Source organism: Chryseobacterium flavum (assembly GCF_003385595.1).
In the GTDB taxonomy this organism is placed as follows: Bacteria; Bacteroidota; Bacteroidia; order Flavobacteriales; family Weeksellaceae; genus Chryseobacterium; species Chryseobacterium flavum.
This window is the reverse complement of sequence record NZ_QNUE01000005.1, coordinates 65131-80039: the sequence shown is the minus strand read 5'-3', so window position 1 is coordinate 80039 and position 14909 is coordinate 65131. Positions and strand designations below refer to the sequence as shown.

10 protein-coding genes are annotated in these 14909 nt (G+C 38.3%); 3 read left to right on the top strand and 7 right to left on the bottom strand.

What is annotated here, in order from left to right; genetic code table 11:
- Positions 1-55 precede the first annotated feature (55 nt).
- Together DRF59_RS07475 and DRF59_RS07470 are read left to right on the top strand one after the other, a co-directional pair.
- On the top strand, positions 56-1855 hold the full coding sequence (locus tag DRF59_RS07475) for a T9SS type A sorting domain-containing protein (protein WP_115958346.1): 1800 nt from the start codon (positions 56-58) through the stop codon (positions 1853-1855).
- A gap of 109 nt (positions 1856-1964) precedes the next feature.
- Positions 1965-2423, top strand: coding sequence for a DUF1801 domain-containing protein (locus DRF59_RS07470; protein WP_115958344.1), 459 nt, complete (start codon positions 1965-1967; stop codon positions 2421-2423).
- Between the two features lie 59 nt (positions 2424-2482).
- On the opposite strand, the gene DRF59_RS07465 is transcribed toward DRF59_RS07470, so the two are convergent.
- From DRF59_RS07465 to DRF59_RS07445, 5 genes are read right to left on the bottom strand one after another with little or no spacing between them, the layout of a single operon-like run.
- A complete protein-coding gene (locus DRF59_RS07465) occupies positions 2483-3748 on the bottom strand; it encodes a TolC family protein (RefSeq protein ID WP_115958342.1) in 1266 nt (421 codons plus the stop codon).
- A 6-nt stretch (positions 3749-3754) separates the two neighbouring features.
- Positions 3755-6829 carry an efflux RND transporter permease subunit gene (locus tag DRF59_RS07460; RefSeq protein ID WP_115958340.1) on the bottom strand — a complete coding sequence of 1025 codons (3075 nt, stop codon included), beginning with the start codon at positions 6827-6829 and terminating at the stop codon, positions 3755-3757.
- A gap of 39 nt (positions 6830-6868) precedes the next feature.
- Positions 6869-7969, bottom strand: coding sequence for an efflux RND transporter periplasmic adaptor subunit (locus tag DRF59_RS07455; protein WP_115958338.1), 1101 nt, complete (start codon positions 7967-7969; stop codon positions 6869-6871).
- Between the two features lie 43 nt (positions 7970-8012).
- Complete coding sequence (gene mgtA, locus DRF59_RS07450) at positions 8013-10685, bottom strand: magnesium-translocating P-type ATPase (protein ID WP_115958336.1); 2673 nt, start codon at positions 10683-10685, stop codon at positions 8013-8015.
- Between the two features lie 19 nt (positions 10686-10704).
- Positions 10705-11403 (bottom strand): MgtC/SapB family protein, encoded by a 699-nt coding sequence (locus tag DRF59_RS07445; protein WP_115958334.1) that lies wholly within the window; start codon positions 11401-11403, stop codon positions 10705-10707.
- 370 nt (positions 11404-11773) lie between these two features.
- Here DRF59_RS07445 and DRF59_RS07440 point away from each other — a divergent pair, with 370 nt between their 5' ends.
- On the top strand, positions 11774-12619 hold the full coding sequence (locus DRF59_RS07440) for an EamA family transporter (RefSeq protein WP_115958332.1): 846 nt from the start codon (positions 11774-11776) through the stop codon (positions 12617-12619).
- Between the two features lie 15 nt (positions 12620-12634).
- On the opposite strand, the gene DRF59_RS07435 is transcribed toward DRF59_RS07440, so the two are convergent.
- Together DRF59_RS07435 and DRF59_RS07430 are read right to left on the bottom strand one after the other, a co-directional pair.
- Positions 12635-14017, bottom strand: a complete 1383-nt coding sequence (locus DRF59_RS07435; RefSeq protein ID WP_115958330.1) for an ATP-binding protein — start codon at positions 14015-14017, stop codon at positions 12635-12637.
- A 14-nt stretch (positions 14018-14031) separates the two neighbouring features.
- The gene (locus DRF59_RS07430; protein WP_115958328.1) at positions 14032-14724 is read right to left on the bottom strand and encodes a response regulator transcription factor; all 693 of its coding nucleotides are present in this window, start codon (positions 14722-14724) and stop codon (positions 14032-14034) included.
- Positions 14725-14909 lie beyond the last annotated feature (185 nt).

The window sequence follows — 14909 nt, the reverse complement described above, 5'->3', positions numbered from 1 at the left end:
AAATATCTTTTTTGTATTATAATTTTTTCTAATTTTAAGATCAAATGTAAGTAATATGATAATAAATTTATTTTCGCGAGCAATTCCTGCTATTGCTCTGTTTTCGGCATCAGTAATAATGGCACAGAATTTCCAGACAATGCCTGTGCAGTCAGGATATAATGCTGATGTAATTGCCAACGGGATAGGTTCCTCCATGATTTCAACGACCAATGATGTTGATGGCGTTTCCTATAATTTTGTATCCAGAGATTTCAAACTGACTTCAGCAAGCCCCGATCTTACTTATGGATTGCCGTCAAATGGCGCTATTAATTCAGTGGTAGCATCTACACCGGGGTTACGCTTTCAGCTGGGAGACCTGAGTGGAAATAATTCTTTAAGAATTAGTAGTAGTACAGCAGGTAGTAATACGGGAACAATTGTTTTCACAAATCCTGTACCAGCCTTTAAGCTGTATATGCTTTCTACCAGTGGGAGTGGAAATTCTACTGTAAATATAACAGTAAACTTTACCGACAATACTTCGCAGGTATTTAACGGACAAATTATTTCAGACTGGTATGGGGGAAGTAATTTTGCAATACAGGGAATTGGAAGGATTCTCCGAACAACTGATGTATTAGAGTCAAGTACAACAAATCCCAGATTATATCAGACTCTATTAACTATTGACCCTGCAAATCAGGCAAAACCTATTCAGAGTGTTACCATTACCAAGACCACCACTTCAGGAGTGGCCAATGTTTTTGCTTTTTCAGCAGATGTTTACAGTGATTGTGTGGCACCAACTCTCTTACCTGTCGGTACAGTTACTTCAAATTCTGCTGACATTTCATGGACCGTTCCGGCCGGGACACAAGCAGTAAGTCATGATATCTATTATAGTACGAGTTCTACAGCTCCGGATAACAGTACTACACCTAATTATTCGGGAATTACAGCAACATCTCATACCCTTGGCAGCCTATCTGCAAGTACAACTTACTATTATTGGGTAAGAACTCATTGCAGCACTACTACAGGTCAGAGTTCATGGTCATTCTCCGGAACGTTTACAACATTGTGCGGAGCTATGGTTCCTGCTTATACCAATAACTTCAGCAGCTTTCCGGGAACGTGCTGGACTGCTAATCTTTCTGGTGGAACTCCGGACACGGGGCCTTCGGGAACAACTGCTTACTGGTCACAGCGTAATTTCTTAAACTCTTCAGCCAATGGGCCTTCGGCACATATGAATCTGTATTCTGCTAATAGAACCGGATGGTTTAAAACAGTACCATTTGATCTTTCAGCGGGTGGTTACAGGGTGAAATTTAATTATGGGGTAACCACTTATTCAGGAACTGCAACCTCTCAGATGGGAGGTGATGATCTGGTTCATTTTATGGTTTCCACTGACGGAGGAACTACATGGACTATTCTGGAAACCTGGGATGCTAATAATACTCCTTCAAATACGTCTACTGAATATGTTTATAACCTGTCAAGTTATACCAATGCCAACACAGTATTTGCTTTCTATGGTACTTCAGGAACGGTAAATGATAGCTATGATTATAATTTCTATGTAGATGATTTTACGGTTGAGAATGCTCAGCTAGGCGTTTCAGAAGTAAATGGACAAGTGAAAAAAACGGCTGTACATCCTAATCCATTTAAAGATATGCTTTATATCTCGGATACGAGAGAGGTGAAATCCGTAACTGTTGCGGATACTTCGGGAAGAATAGTTAAAACTATTGATGGTCCTGTAAAAGAACTTAACCTGAGCATGCTGAACACAGGATTGTATTTTGTGACCCTTTATTTTAAAGATGGCTCCCAATCTACTGTAAAGACAATTAAGAAATAATTTTTTTAATGTAAATAAAGTGGAGTGGTAGTATAGATATTATACTGCCACTTTTTTTATTATTTGATTAATATTTTTACTAATTTGACCACCATAAAACTGACAGAATATGCAAATTTTATCTGATACTATAGAAGATTATATTTCAAAAATTCCCGAAGAAAGACAGGAAGCATTTAAAAAACTGTTTGATACTATAAAAGTTAATTTGCCTGAAGGCTTTGAAGACACCTCTGCTTATGGGATGATTGGGTGGGTTGTTCCTTTAAAAACATATCCTGCAGGTTACCATTGTGCTGCCAATACTCCTTTACCCTTTATCAACCTCGCTTCACAGAAAAATTTTATAGCATTATATCATATGGGACTGTATTCCAGACCGGAACTTTTAGACTGGTTTGTGGAAGAATATCCCAAACATTCCAAAAGAAAACTGGATATGGGAAAATCTTGCGTCCGGTTTAAAAAAGTGGAAGATATACCTTTCGAACTCATTGCTGAACTAAGCACAAAAATGACACCCGAGGACTGGATTGCTGTTTATGAATCTCAGTATAAAAAGAAATAATGATAAGCTTCCTGAAAATTCAGGGAGCTTATCAGATTTGTATGTCAGTAGAAGAACTGTTAAAAATCAATATCCCATATTCCGGCTTTTCTTTCAAGTTCAATCAGTGCCTTGGCATTTTCAGCCAGAAGCTCAAAATAATTTTGTTTTAACTGATTATACGTTCTCCGTGCGTTAAGAACTTCAAGTATAGAGCTTTCTCCGCGTTGATAACTGTAGGAAACTCCTTTCAGAATTTCTTCTGCCTCCTTTAACATACCATTATCAAACTGTTGCAGCTGTTTTTGTACAGAAGCATATTGTTGAAAAGCCTGCGTGACTTCCATTCTGATATTGTTCTCAACCTGGCTGTATTCTGTTTTTGCCTGAGAATAGGCCATTTCTGCTATCTTCAGATCTGCATTCCTCCGGTTGGATAATTTTAAAGGTACACTGATTCCTACTTTTACAGCATTAACAGCTGGCGAAGGAGCAATTTCATTAATGGCAGCAGTGTTGTGGTCTGCACCGGCGCTTATTCCCAGATCTGTAATCCGATTGGCTTTTTCAAGTCTTATACGGCTTGAAGCGGTGTTTATATTTTGTCTCGAAGACAGGAGATCAGGCCTTTTGTTTACCGCATGTATGATAAGGTCATCTAAACTGAAGTTTCTGTTGAATACATTAAGGGTTCCTATAATTTCCTTTCCGGTAGCATCACTGCCTATAAAGTCGGAAAGTGCAGTGACAGATTGCTGTAGAATTCCTTCCATATGATAGACTTCATTAAGTAATGACGACGCTTCCAGTTTACTCTGCTGAGAAGTTACCCTGGAAATATCTCCAAGTTTATATCTGATGCTGTCCGATTTAGCCAGCCTAAGCATACTTTGATAGGACTCTTTCTGAACCTCCAGAAGGACATTTGATTTTAGTGCTTCAATATATCCGATTGTTGCATCAGCAAGAAGGTTTCTTAGGTAATCCTGCAATTGTAGTTTAGAATATTCGGCTTCATTTTTTGCAGTTTCTATTCTGGCTTTTCTTTTACCTCCCATTTCTAATGTCCAGCTTATTACACCTCCGGTGGTGTATCCCATATCTTTACCGACTCCATTATTAGACGTTTCAATTTCAATCTCAGGATCAGGAAAGATTCCGGCAGTAAGAACGGAGGCCTCTGCCATGCTCACATTATATTTCTGTGCAGCAAAACCAAGATTTTTATTTTTTACCTGATTAAGGTATTCGTTAAAAGACATTAGTTTCCCACTTTCTGTCTGGGCCTTAAGGTAAGTATGGCCAACCAGGTATAAAAACAAAATTAAAAATATATTAGATTTCATCAGATATTACTTTTTTTCAAAGCGGTATTCAGTTAAATAATAAATAGCAGGAAGAGCAAACAGGGTAAGCAATGTTGAAAACATTAATCCATATACAATGACCGTAGCTAAAGGCCTTTGTACATCAGATCCGATTCCTGTTGCCAGAGAAGCGGGAAGCAACCCTATGATGGCTACCGAAGCGGTCATTAATACTGGCCGGAAACGGTCTTTCGCACCTTGTATAACTGCGCTTCGGAGATCTATTCCTTTTTTTCGGAGTGTATTGATCTGGGAGACCATGATTACTCCATTTTGAATAGCAACTCCAAACAAGGCAATAAAACCTACAGCTGAAGATACATTCAATGACATTCCTCTGAAGTTCAGGGCAAGCATTCCTCCGAATAAAGCAAGGGGAATGATGCTCATCAATACCAAAGCCTGTCTGAAACTTCCAAATGCACTGTAAAGTAAAAGAAACATTATTGCCAGTGCCAACGGAACAATAACAGCCAATCTGGAGTAAGCCCTGTTTTTGTTTTCAAATTGGCCGCCCCATTTGATCTGGTATTTCTCATGGTCATACTTTATATTTTTTTCAATGCTTGCCTGGGCATCATTCAGAAAGGATGTAAGATCCCGTCCTCTAAGATTTAATTTTACGGTAAGGTGTCTTTTATTCATTTCTCTTGTGATGGTACTTTCTCCGGTACTCAGTTTCACTGTGGTAATTTGTGAAAGTGGAATTTTAGCCCCTGAAGAAGATGCAAGCATAAGATTTCCTATTTTTTCTGGAGTATTACGGCTGTCTTCCATATACCGGCAGGAAATATCATAAACTTTATTGCCTATAAAAATCTGAGAGACAGCTTTTCCTCCCAATGCTGTTTCTATCAGATCGGTAACGTCTGAAACGTTCAGTCCATATTGGGCAATTTTATTCCGGTCTGCAATAATCTGCAATTGTGGGAGAGGAGGTTCCTGGTCAATGGCAAGATCGGCTGAGCCTGGTACATCCTTTAGGAGTGAAAGTATATTTTCTGCTATTTTTCTGGTGCCATTGAAATCATCTCCATATATCTTAACCACCAGTTCACTATGAGCTCCAGATATCTTATCCATAACCCCATCGATCATAGGCTGCGAAAATCCTACTGTAAACCCCGGCATATCTTTGTAGTCTTCGGCCAACTCTGTGATCAGATCTGCTTTGGTTTTTCCCGACGGCCATTCTTTATAAGGTTTTATTCCAATTGATACTTCAAAATGAGAAGAAGTCCACGGATCGGTACCATCATCATTACGCCCTGCCTGTACCATAATATAGGTGACTTCAGAATGTTTCATAGTCCTGAGCCGGAGAGAATCACTCATTTCCTGTGCTTTTTTTAATGAAATACCGGGAGGAAGCTGAACCTGTAACCAGATAGATCCTTCATCAAGCTCAGGAAGAAAATCTTTTCCGACACTGTAAGACAGAACCCCGGCACTTATCAGAACAAAACCGGCTGTGACAAGAATTTTTTTAGGTGAAGTCATAATTTTTTCTATTCTGTTTCCGTAAGTATTGCTGATTTTTTCAAGCCAACGGTTATGATATACTTTTCCCGGTTTTTTATAAATTATATAAGCGAGGCCGGGAATCAGTAACAATGCAACAGCCAATGCTCCGAATAACGCATATCCAATGGTAAATGCCATAGGCGTAAAGAGTTTTTTTTCTACTCTTTCAAAGGCAAACAGGGGAAGATAAGCTGTAATGATAATAATGCCTGAAAAGAAAATCGGTTTAGCTATTTCCGAGGCTTTTTGGATAATTGTCTTTTCCTGCAGTTCTTCCTCAGGATGATCTTCTCTTTTTTTCAGAATTGCTTCCAGCATTACAATAGATCCGTCCACAATAATCCCAAAGTCAATGGCTCCCAATGACAGAAGGTTTGCAGGAATATCAGTAAAATACATTAAAATAAAGGCAATGAGGAGAGAAAAAGGAATTGTAATGGCAGTGAGAAGGGCTCCTCTCCAGCTTCCCAGGAAAATAATCAGGATAATAATGACAAGAACAATTCCTTCTGTTAATGTATGGGAAACTGTAGTCAGAGTAGTTTTTACCAGATCGGTACGGTCCAGGTAGGTGTGGATTTTTACACCTGCCGGGAGGATATTTTTGTTGAGCTCATCTACTGCTTCATGTACTCCTGCTAATACTTGTGAAGGGTTCTGGCCTTTTAGCAAAAGCACGATTCCGCCAACACTTTCTGTGTAATTTCTTTTACGGTCTGTATATCCTAAAATGCCTTTGCGTTCCAGGTTTCCATATTTCAATGTTCCGATATCATTCAGAAAGACAGGAACACCTTTTTCAGTTTTGACTACTGTTTTTCCTAAATCATCAAGGGTTTTGATCATTCCGATTCCCCGAACCACATAAGCAAGATCCCCTCGGGGAAGCATACTTCCACCGGCACTAGCATTGTTTTTGCTGATGGTTTCGATGACTTCACCTAAAGAAAGGTCATATTGTTCCAGTTTATTAGGATCAAGCTCTATCTGAAACTGGGTTGTTATCCCTCCGAAATTAGTAACATCAGCAATTCCCGGGACCTGTTTTATTCTGGGAATAATTACAAAGTTCTGAAGGTCTGTGAGCTCTCTTAAACTATAATGGTCACTTTCAATGACATAACGGTAAATTTCTCCTACAGGAGAGGTTAATGGATCAAGGCCAGGCTGTGCATCATAGGGTAGGGAGACTTCTGTCAGTCTTTCCTGGATGCGCTGTCTTGCCCAGTAATCATCAACTCCGTCATCAAAGACAATGGTAATCATGGAAAGACCAAAAGTGCTTTTACTTCTCATTATGTGCATTCCCGGAATACCATTGAGGGCTCTTTCCAGAGGAATGGTGATCTGCTGTTCTACTTCTTCTGCAGCAAGTCCCTGGACCTGTGTAACAACCTGTGAGGTAGTGTCGGCAATATCAGGATAGGCTTCTATAGAAAGCTTTGTCCAGGAATAGTATCCAAAAAAACCTAATAATATAAAAAGAGCCAGTATAAGCCATTTTTTCTGTATAGAGAATGTTAATAATTTTTTCATCTGTTAACTTTAACGGAAATTTATTTCCTCGTTCTATATTTATTTTATCTCCAGAAGGTATATCCCTCCTGCTGTCATAATTTCATCTCCGGAATTGAGTCCGGAAGTAATTTTTACTGTTTTATCAGAAGCTTCAGTTGTTGTTACATTTCGCTTTATAAATTGGTTTTTTCCTGTTTTAAGCCAGACATATTGATGCTCATTTTCTTGCATTAATGCTGCAGTAGGTATGATCATTGTGTTTTCAGAATCAGTCGAATAAGATATAGTGGCAAACATGCCTGGCTTTAGTTTTCTGTCAGGATTATCACATTCTATTAAAACTTTTATGCTTCTGGTCGTTTCATCTACCCAGTCATTGATATGGTATATTTTTCCATTGATAATGTGATCCGGATAGCTGTTTATTGTTACAGAAACCTGATCTCCCTTTTTAATAAACCTCAGATCTTTTTCCTTTACCTCTCCTGATATCCATACTTTGGAAAGTTCAGCAATGATGACCACGGGTTCGGCATCTTCTTTCAGATACTGTCCTGTAACAATTTTACTGGAAATTACTTCTCCGCTGATGGGAGATCTGATTATAAGCGCTCCGGTTCCTTTACTTTGATTAGTGTAGATTTTTAATGCAGAAGATGCATTGGATAAAGAGATCTTTTTATTTCTATATTCTGTTTCAGACTCTTCTAATTCCTTTTGTATCCCTACACCATGCTTTACCAGATCCTGCTGACGTTTGTATTTTTTTTCTGCCAGCACTGCCTCATTCAGGGCATTTGAGTACTCCTTCTGTACATCAAGATATCCGGATGTGAGTATTTCGAAAACAGGACTCCCTGCATTTACTTTATGACCAATACCCGCAAAAGCTTTGATAATTCTTCCTGGAAAAGGGCTCGCTATTTCAGCATAATTGCCTGGGATTGCTTCTACGGCTCCCACAGAGGTGATAGCGTGATGATGCTCTTGTTTATTAATGGTTTCTGTTCTGATTTTTTTTAGTATACTGCTTCCGTCAGGAATAATGATGTGATCTCCTTCTATTTTGATTTGCTGCTCTTTTACGGTTTCTTTTTCGGGCTCCTTACAAGCAGTAATAAATGTTAGAAGTAGTAATGTTAATACTGTATTTTTCATATAAAATCTGGTTCAATTTATTTAAGTTAAATATGATTTTCAATTAGAGCCACTGTCCGAATTTTTTAATAAACCAATGTTTGACCAATTGAGTAAGGACACAGTAGCTTGTAAGAATACCTGCCAGATATGGAAAATAGCTTAAAGGCAGTGGCTGCATTTTCAGATAAGCAGCGGCTGGGGTAAATGGAATTATGATCCCTATAAGCATAATTAAACTGGTTAACGCAACTACCGGAGCAGTTGCCCAACTTTGGACAAATGGAATTTTTTTTGTCCTGATAATATGTACTATTAATGTTTGTGACAGTAATCCTTCTACAAACCATCCTGTTTGAAACAAGCTCTGTTGTTCTACGGTATTGGCTTTAAAAATAAAAAACATGATGGCAAAGGTTGCATAGTCAAAAACAGAACTTAACGGACCGATATACAGCATAAATTTTTTGATGCTTCCGGCTTCCCACTTTTTCGGGCTTTTCAGAAAATCTTTATCCATTGTGTCCCAGGGTATAGAAGATTGCGAAACATCATACAGCAAATTCTGGGTTAAGATCTGTAATGGGAGCATTGGCAAAAACGGAAGAAGAGCGCTGGCTCCGATCATACTGAACATATTCCCGAAGTTGCTGCTGGCTGTCATTTTTATATACTTAATGATATTTCCAAATGTTCTTCTGCCATAGATAACACCGCTGCGCAGAACCATAAGATCTTTTTCAAGCAGTATAATGTCTGCACTTTCTTTTGCAATATCAGCACCAGTATCTACTGAAATTCCTACATCAGCTTCCTTAATGGCTGCAGCATCATTGATTCCGTCTCCCATGAAGCCTACAGTATGTCCTTTCGCTTTTAATATTTTTATTATACGTTGTTTTTGTAATGGATTTACTTTTGCAAAAACAGAATATAGATCCATATTTTTGCTGAGTTCTTCATCAGAGACCTGGTCCAGCTTATCCCCTAATATAATTGTGTTGACAGGAATTCCTACATCATGGCATATCTTTTTTGCAACAATATCATTATCCCCGGTGATTACTTTTACCTCAACTCCCAGTTTGTGTAAGGCTTTAATGCTGGGTTCTGCAGATGGCTTTGCAGGGTCAAGAAATCCTATAAAGCCGGCAAGAGTAAGGTGGTTTTCATCCGAAACTGAATAATTCAGAAGGTGATTCCCATCAAATTCCCGGATGGCAATCAATAATACACGTTGTCCTTCTAAATTGAGTTTTTCAGACATTCTGATAATTTTCTGCTTCATAAGATTATCCAGTGGAACAATATTGTCATTCTCAATATGGAGGCTGTGGTCTTCACCAGGATCTAAAGCATACTTACAAAGAGAAAGCATTTCTTCTACTGCACCTTTAGAAATCATAAGATGCTTGCCTTTGGAAGTTTTCAGAATGACAGACATTCTTCTCCTCTCAAAATCAAAAGGAATTTCATCCACCTTAAGATACAATTCATCAGCTTTCATCAGCTTATGAACTTCTGCATGGTTCAGTACAGCCTGATCTAAAAGATTTTTTAGCCCTGTCTGATGGAAACTGTTGAGGTAAGCCCATTTCAGTACTTCATCATCCTCAATACCCTGAACGTTGAGATGGGTTTCCAATACAATTTTATCAAGAGTAAGGGTTCCGGTCTTATCAGTGCAGAGAATATCCATCGCACCAATATTCTGAATGGCATTGAGACGCTTAACAATCACTTTCTTCTTACTCATATTTACAGCACCTTTTGCCAGGTTGGCGGTAACAATCATAGGCAGCATTTCGGGAGTGAGACCCACGGCTACGGCAATAGCAAATAATAAAGCCTGCATCCAGTCTCCTTTTACCCATCCATTGATCAGAAAAATAACAGGAGTCATAATCAGCATGAAACGGATCAACAGAAAACTTACTTTATTTACTCCAATATCAAAAGCTGTTTCAGGTCTTTTAGAGGTCATATTTCTGCTGATGCTTCCGAAATAAGTGAAAATACCGGTATTGACCACTACAACAGTAGCGGATCCGCTTACTACATTTGTTCCCATAAAGCAGATATTTGAGAGGGAAAGGGGATTTTGTTTTTTAGCATCCCGGATAATATGTGGATTTTTCTCTACAGGCAGGGCTTCTCCCGTGAGGATAGATTCACTGATGAACAGATCTTTACTTTTAAGTATTCTGCAGTCAGCAGGTACCATATCCCCTGCCGAAAGTATAATGATATCTCCGGGAACAATTCCGGTAATCTCTATTTCTTTATTTTCTGTAAATTTTCTTTTGGTAAGGCAGCTTGTTTTTACCATTTTCTTTAAAGCCTCAGCTGCCTTATTGCTTCTGAACTCCTGAATAAACCTTAAAACAGTACTGAACAGCAGCATTACCGAGATAATAATGGTAGTACTGAAGTCCCTTTCATCTGCTGAAGCGAAAATTACATCAATCAATAATGAAATCACAGCAATGCAGGCCAGAATATAATTAAAAGGATTAAAAAAGGAATGAGCAAATTGTTTCAGCCATGATGGAGCTTTCTGAGTGGCAATTTCATTTTTACCATAAATTTTCAGACGATCTTTTACAGTGTTCTCACTTAGGCCGTCTTCAGAAGTTTCCAGCATTGCGTAAACCATTCTTTCGTTCTCTGATGCAGCCTCTTTCAATTTTACCAGCGCTGCAGAGTTAAGGGTTTTATTGGGGGACCTTTTTAACATCACTTCGTTTATTAAAATGTTATAAATCGTTTTCAGTACCTATTATTTCCCAGCTTACTTTAATGACCTTGTCTTCAATAGTCAGTCTGCTTGCTGTTTTTTCCATGAAGCTGTCTTGTGGAGTTGAAGCATGGACTTCTGCTGTAATGATTGCGTTTTCGGGAAGACCATTATCATCACTTGTAAGGGATTTTAATAAAACGTTATCATTTCCGCTTAAGGACTGCATCAGTTGTACCCGGATATGATTTTCTACTTCACTCCTGCATTTAATACTGAGTAAATATTCTGTATAATGATTCCTGTTATTGATATTGTTGCTGAGTTTTATGCCTATAGGACGCAAAAACACATGGGTAAGGATAATAAATCCGCTTGTAATAGCTGCTTCAAAGGAGAGACCCAGTGCACAAAGGGCTCCAACAGAAGCAGAGCACCAGATGGTAGCGGCAGTGTTGAGCCCTCTTACAGTAAGTCCGTCTTTCATAATAACACCTCCTCCCAAAAAGCCGATACCGCTTACAATATAAGAAGCGATTCTGCCTGTGGCATCCCCTCCGATTTTTATAGAGAGGAGAACGAAAGCCGCGGAACCGAGGCAGACTAATGTATTAGTACGGAGACCTGCACTTTTTTGCCGCCATTGCCTTTCAAAACCAATACCGGCACCTAAGGCAAAAGCTGTGAAAAGACGGAGTGTAAATTCTAATGTGTTCATAACCTTTCTGTTGTATGGCACCCAGCCGTATACAGAAAAGTATATTGCTGAATATTTATTTGTTGTAATAATAGGACGGGTCAGTATCCATGATTTTTTATTTGCTGCAAAGGTATCCTTACTTTTAGCCAGAAGCTGTTAGAAAAACTTTAGAATCTTATTAGAATCTTATTAGAAGCAGGTAGTAGTACAACTAATATTTATTGCTGTGATTCTGTATTCAGATTAAATCCTGTTTTGTAGAAGATAAAATTTCTATACATTTGATGAGGCGCAATAGAGGCTTGGTATTTATAGTTTGTTATCAGTGTTTTTTTCCAATTGCCGGCTGCTGTATTAAATATTGTTTTTGCCAATCATTAATTTAGAAATGAAGAAATCGAATTTAGCAATTCCTGCTACTCTTTTAGCGATAATCTGTGTACAAGGTGGAGCCTCTATTGCGAAGCAACTTTTTCCTGCAATAGGAGCCATTGGAACTGTTACTCTGAGAATTGTCCTTTCTGCTGTTTTACTGACCGTGATTAACCGCCCTAAATTTTTGCAGTTTACCAAACAGAAATGGAAGTATTGTGCTATGTATGGGATAGGTCTGGCTGCAATGAACCTTATTTTTTATATGGCTATCCAACGGATTCCATTAGGTCTGGCGGTAACGGTAGAGTTTGCGGGGCCGTTATTTCTTGCGTTAGCTTTATCCCGGAAACTATTGGATGTGGTTTGGGCATTACTGGCCTGTGTGGGAATCTTGCTTATTGTTCCCTGGCAGAGTGATCATGTAGATCTTCTGGGGCTTGGACTGGCCTTTCTTGCAGGAATGTTTTGGGCAGTGTATATCGTAATGGGCGGAAAGGTATCTAAAATAATGGATGGAAAAGATGCTGTTACTACCGGAATGTTATTTGCCAGTCTGGTGATTATTCCCTTTACAATATGGGATGGTGCGGTTTTTAACCTTACTCCGGCTATTTTTGTTAAAGGTCTTGGAGTAGCTATTCTGTCAAGTGCTTTGCCTTTTTCCCTGGAAATTATGGCGCTAAAGAGGCTTCCTGCCAAAACTTTCAGTATTCTTATGAGTTTGGAACCCGCTTTTGCAGCCCTTTCCGGATTAGTCTTTTTATCGGAAAAGCTAACTTTTTTACAATGGATTTCTGTTGCATGTGTCATAGCAGCCAGTATTGGAACCACAATCTTCAGTAAAACTGCAAACCAATAATAATAAGCCATATTATTATCTGTCCGGACTGAAATCCGGATTCAATTCAAACAGTACCGTAAAAACGGTTTTATTATTTTCAGATATTACAGCAATAGTGGCATTGTGCAGATGAATAATTTTTTCGGTGAGAAAAAGCCCTATTCCATATCCTTTTTCTTTCCTGGAAATATCACTTCTGTAGAAAGGTTCAAAAATACGTTGTAAATCTTCCTGTGGAATAACAGCTCCGGTATTGATAAAGCTGATATGGAGGTTTTTATCACTGTTTTTTATAATAATGGAGCAGGAATGTTCAGGTGAATATTTACAGGCATTGTCAATAAGGTTATTGAAAGCTACCCTAAGCAGATATTGGTTTCCCTGCACAATAAGTTGATGTTCTTCTACATCGGTTTCTATGTTCAGTGAAACTTTATATTCAGTATTTTCTTTAATGGTTTTGGTATAAGATTCCAGCAGCACCTCATCAAGACGTAATTCAGAAAAACTGATTTCATTAGGATCATAACTTGCTTTGGCAAGGTCCATCAGGCTGTTGGATAATCTGGCCATATTACGGGCGTCATCCAAGGTACTTTTAATGGTCTGGCGGTAATCCTTATTGGTCTGTTCCTTTTCTGAAGCAATTTCCAGTTCGGTAATAATTGCAGCTAAGGGAGTCCGGAGTTCGTGTGAAATATTGGATACAAAATGCTTCTGGGCTTCAAAGGAATTTTCCAGCCGTTCAAGCATCCCGTTGAAATTTTGTGCAAGTTCATTAAGTTCGTCTTTCTCTCCGGTAGTTTTTATCCGTAACTGTAGCTTTCCTGCAGTTATTCTTTTGATTTGGCTTACCATTTCGCTTAAGGGATTCAATGCTTTTTTTGAGAGAAATATTCCTGCCAGGTAAATCAGGATCAGAATACAGGTGAATGCAATAATACTGATGGTCAGCAAATGGGTAATTGAGCTGTATCCATACTGATCATAGCCTGCCGCTGTTACCACATACTCTTTTTGGTTATGGGAATAGACTGTTCCGATCGCCTGAAGATCATTAATGAAAAAGCTGATGTCTTTATTCCTGAAAATATTGGAAAGCATTTCAGGATTTTCCTTGATATAATCTACTTTTGAATCATCATGATAAATAAGATTAAATTCAGAATCATAAATAGCAACCTGAACCTCATTCAGTGTTTTTGTATTATTCTTATAGAGGCGATGCATTTCTTTTTCACTTAAAGTACTTTGGAAAAAGAGATTGGCTTTTGCTATTGCTTCAGTTCTGAGTTGTGCATAAAATGAAACCTCTCTTGCCTTGCTGGACGAATAATATACAGCAATACCATAGAAGACCATTAACGTTGCTGTGATAAAGGTGAACAATAAGGTTAAGCGGGTTCTGATTTTCATGCGTGAATTCTTTGCTATTGTTCTTCGTATCCTTTTTTTAAAATAAAGCCCATGCCTGTTTTGGTATGGATGAGTTTTTTCTCAAAATCCTTATCAATTTTCTTTCTTATATAATTGATGTAAACATCTATGAAATTAGTGCCGGTATCAAAGTGAGTGTCCCATACATTTTCTGAAATTTCAGTCCGGGAAAGAACTTTTTCAGGATTTTCCAGCATAAATTTCAGGAGATTGAATTCCTTTGGAGTTAACTTTATTGGAATATGGTCCCTTGTGACAGTTTTTTGTTCCAGGTTCATTTCGATGCCTGCGTATTTAAGAATAAATACTTTCTGCTGCTGTTGGGAAAAGCGCTTTAAAAGAACTTTGATTCTGGCAACCAGTTCACGCATCTCGAAGGGTTTGGTCAGATAGTCATCTGCTCCTGCATCAAATCCTTCCAGTTTATCATCTGTAGTTCCGAGTGCAGTGAGCATTATAACAGGCAGTTCAGGTTTTAATGCTTTTATTTCATTGCAAAATTCCAGTCCGTTTTTTTCAGGAAGTATAATATCTGTAATCACCAGGTCAAAGTCTTTTTGTAATGAAAGCTTTGTTCCTGTCATTCCATCATAGGCCGTTGTTACTTCAAATTCAAAATCCTGAAGTCCTTTTGCGATAAGTTTTGACAATCTGTCGTCGTCTTCAACAAGTAATATATGAGGCATGTAAAAATTGTGTTTTTTGCTGAGGTGAAGAGTGGTTCAATATTCTGACAAATGTAATAAATTCTATTTTGTAATTTTGGCAGAAAGAGAATTGAATGCCGGAATTTAAAAGAGATTCGAATAAAAAAAGTACTGTTATTGTATGTTTATGCTTTTTAGTATTAACCTTTGTACAGTGTACATCT

What these genes read in the sequence shown, in the direction of transcription:
- DRF59_RS07445 (WP_115958334.1), bottom strand. Translation starts at nt 11,403, where the DNA reads ATGAACACATTAGAATTTACACTCCGTCTTTTCACAGCTTTTGCCTTA.
- DRF59_RS07460 (WP_115958340.1), bottom strand. Translation starts at nt 6,829, where the DNA reads ATGAAAAAATTATTAACATTCTCTATACAGAAAAAATGGCTTATACTG.
- DRF59_RS07470 (WP_115958344.1), top strand. Translation starts at nt 1,965, where the DNA reads ATGCAAATTTTATCTGATACTATAGAAGATTATATTTCAAAAATTCCC.
- mgtA (WP_115958336.1), bottom strand. Translation starts at nt 10,685, where the DNA reads ATGTTAAAAAGGTCCCCCAATAAAACCCTTAACTCTGCAGCGCTGGTA.
- DRF59_RS07465 (WP_115958342.1), bottom strand. Translation starts at nt 3,748, where the DNA reads ATGAAATCTAATATATTTTTAATTTTGTTTTTATACCTGGTTGGCCAT.
- DRF59_RS07430 (WP_115958328.1), bottom strand. Translation starts at nt 14,724, where the DNA reads ATGCCTCATATATTACTTGTTGAAGACGACGACAGATTGTCAAAACTT.
- DRF59_RS07455 (WP_115958338.1), bottom strand. Translation starts at nt 7,969, where the DNA reads ATGAAAAATACAGTATTAACATTACTACTTCTAACATTTATTACTGCT.
- DRF59_RS07475 (WP_115958346.1), top strand. Translation starts at nt 56, where the DNA reads ATGATAATAAATTTATTTTCGCGAGCAATTCCTGCTATTGCTCTGTTT.
- DRF59_RS07440 (WP_115958332.1), top strand. Translation starts at nt 11,774, where the DNA reads ATGAAGAAATCGAATTTAGCAATTCCTGCTACTCTTTTAGCGATAATC.
- DRF59_RS07435 (WP_115958330.1), bottom strand. Translation starts at nt 14,017, where the DNA reads ATGAAAATCAGAACCCGCTTAACCTTATTGTTCACCTTTATCACAGCA.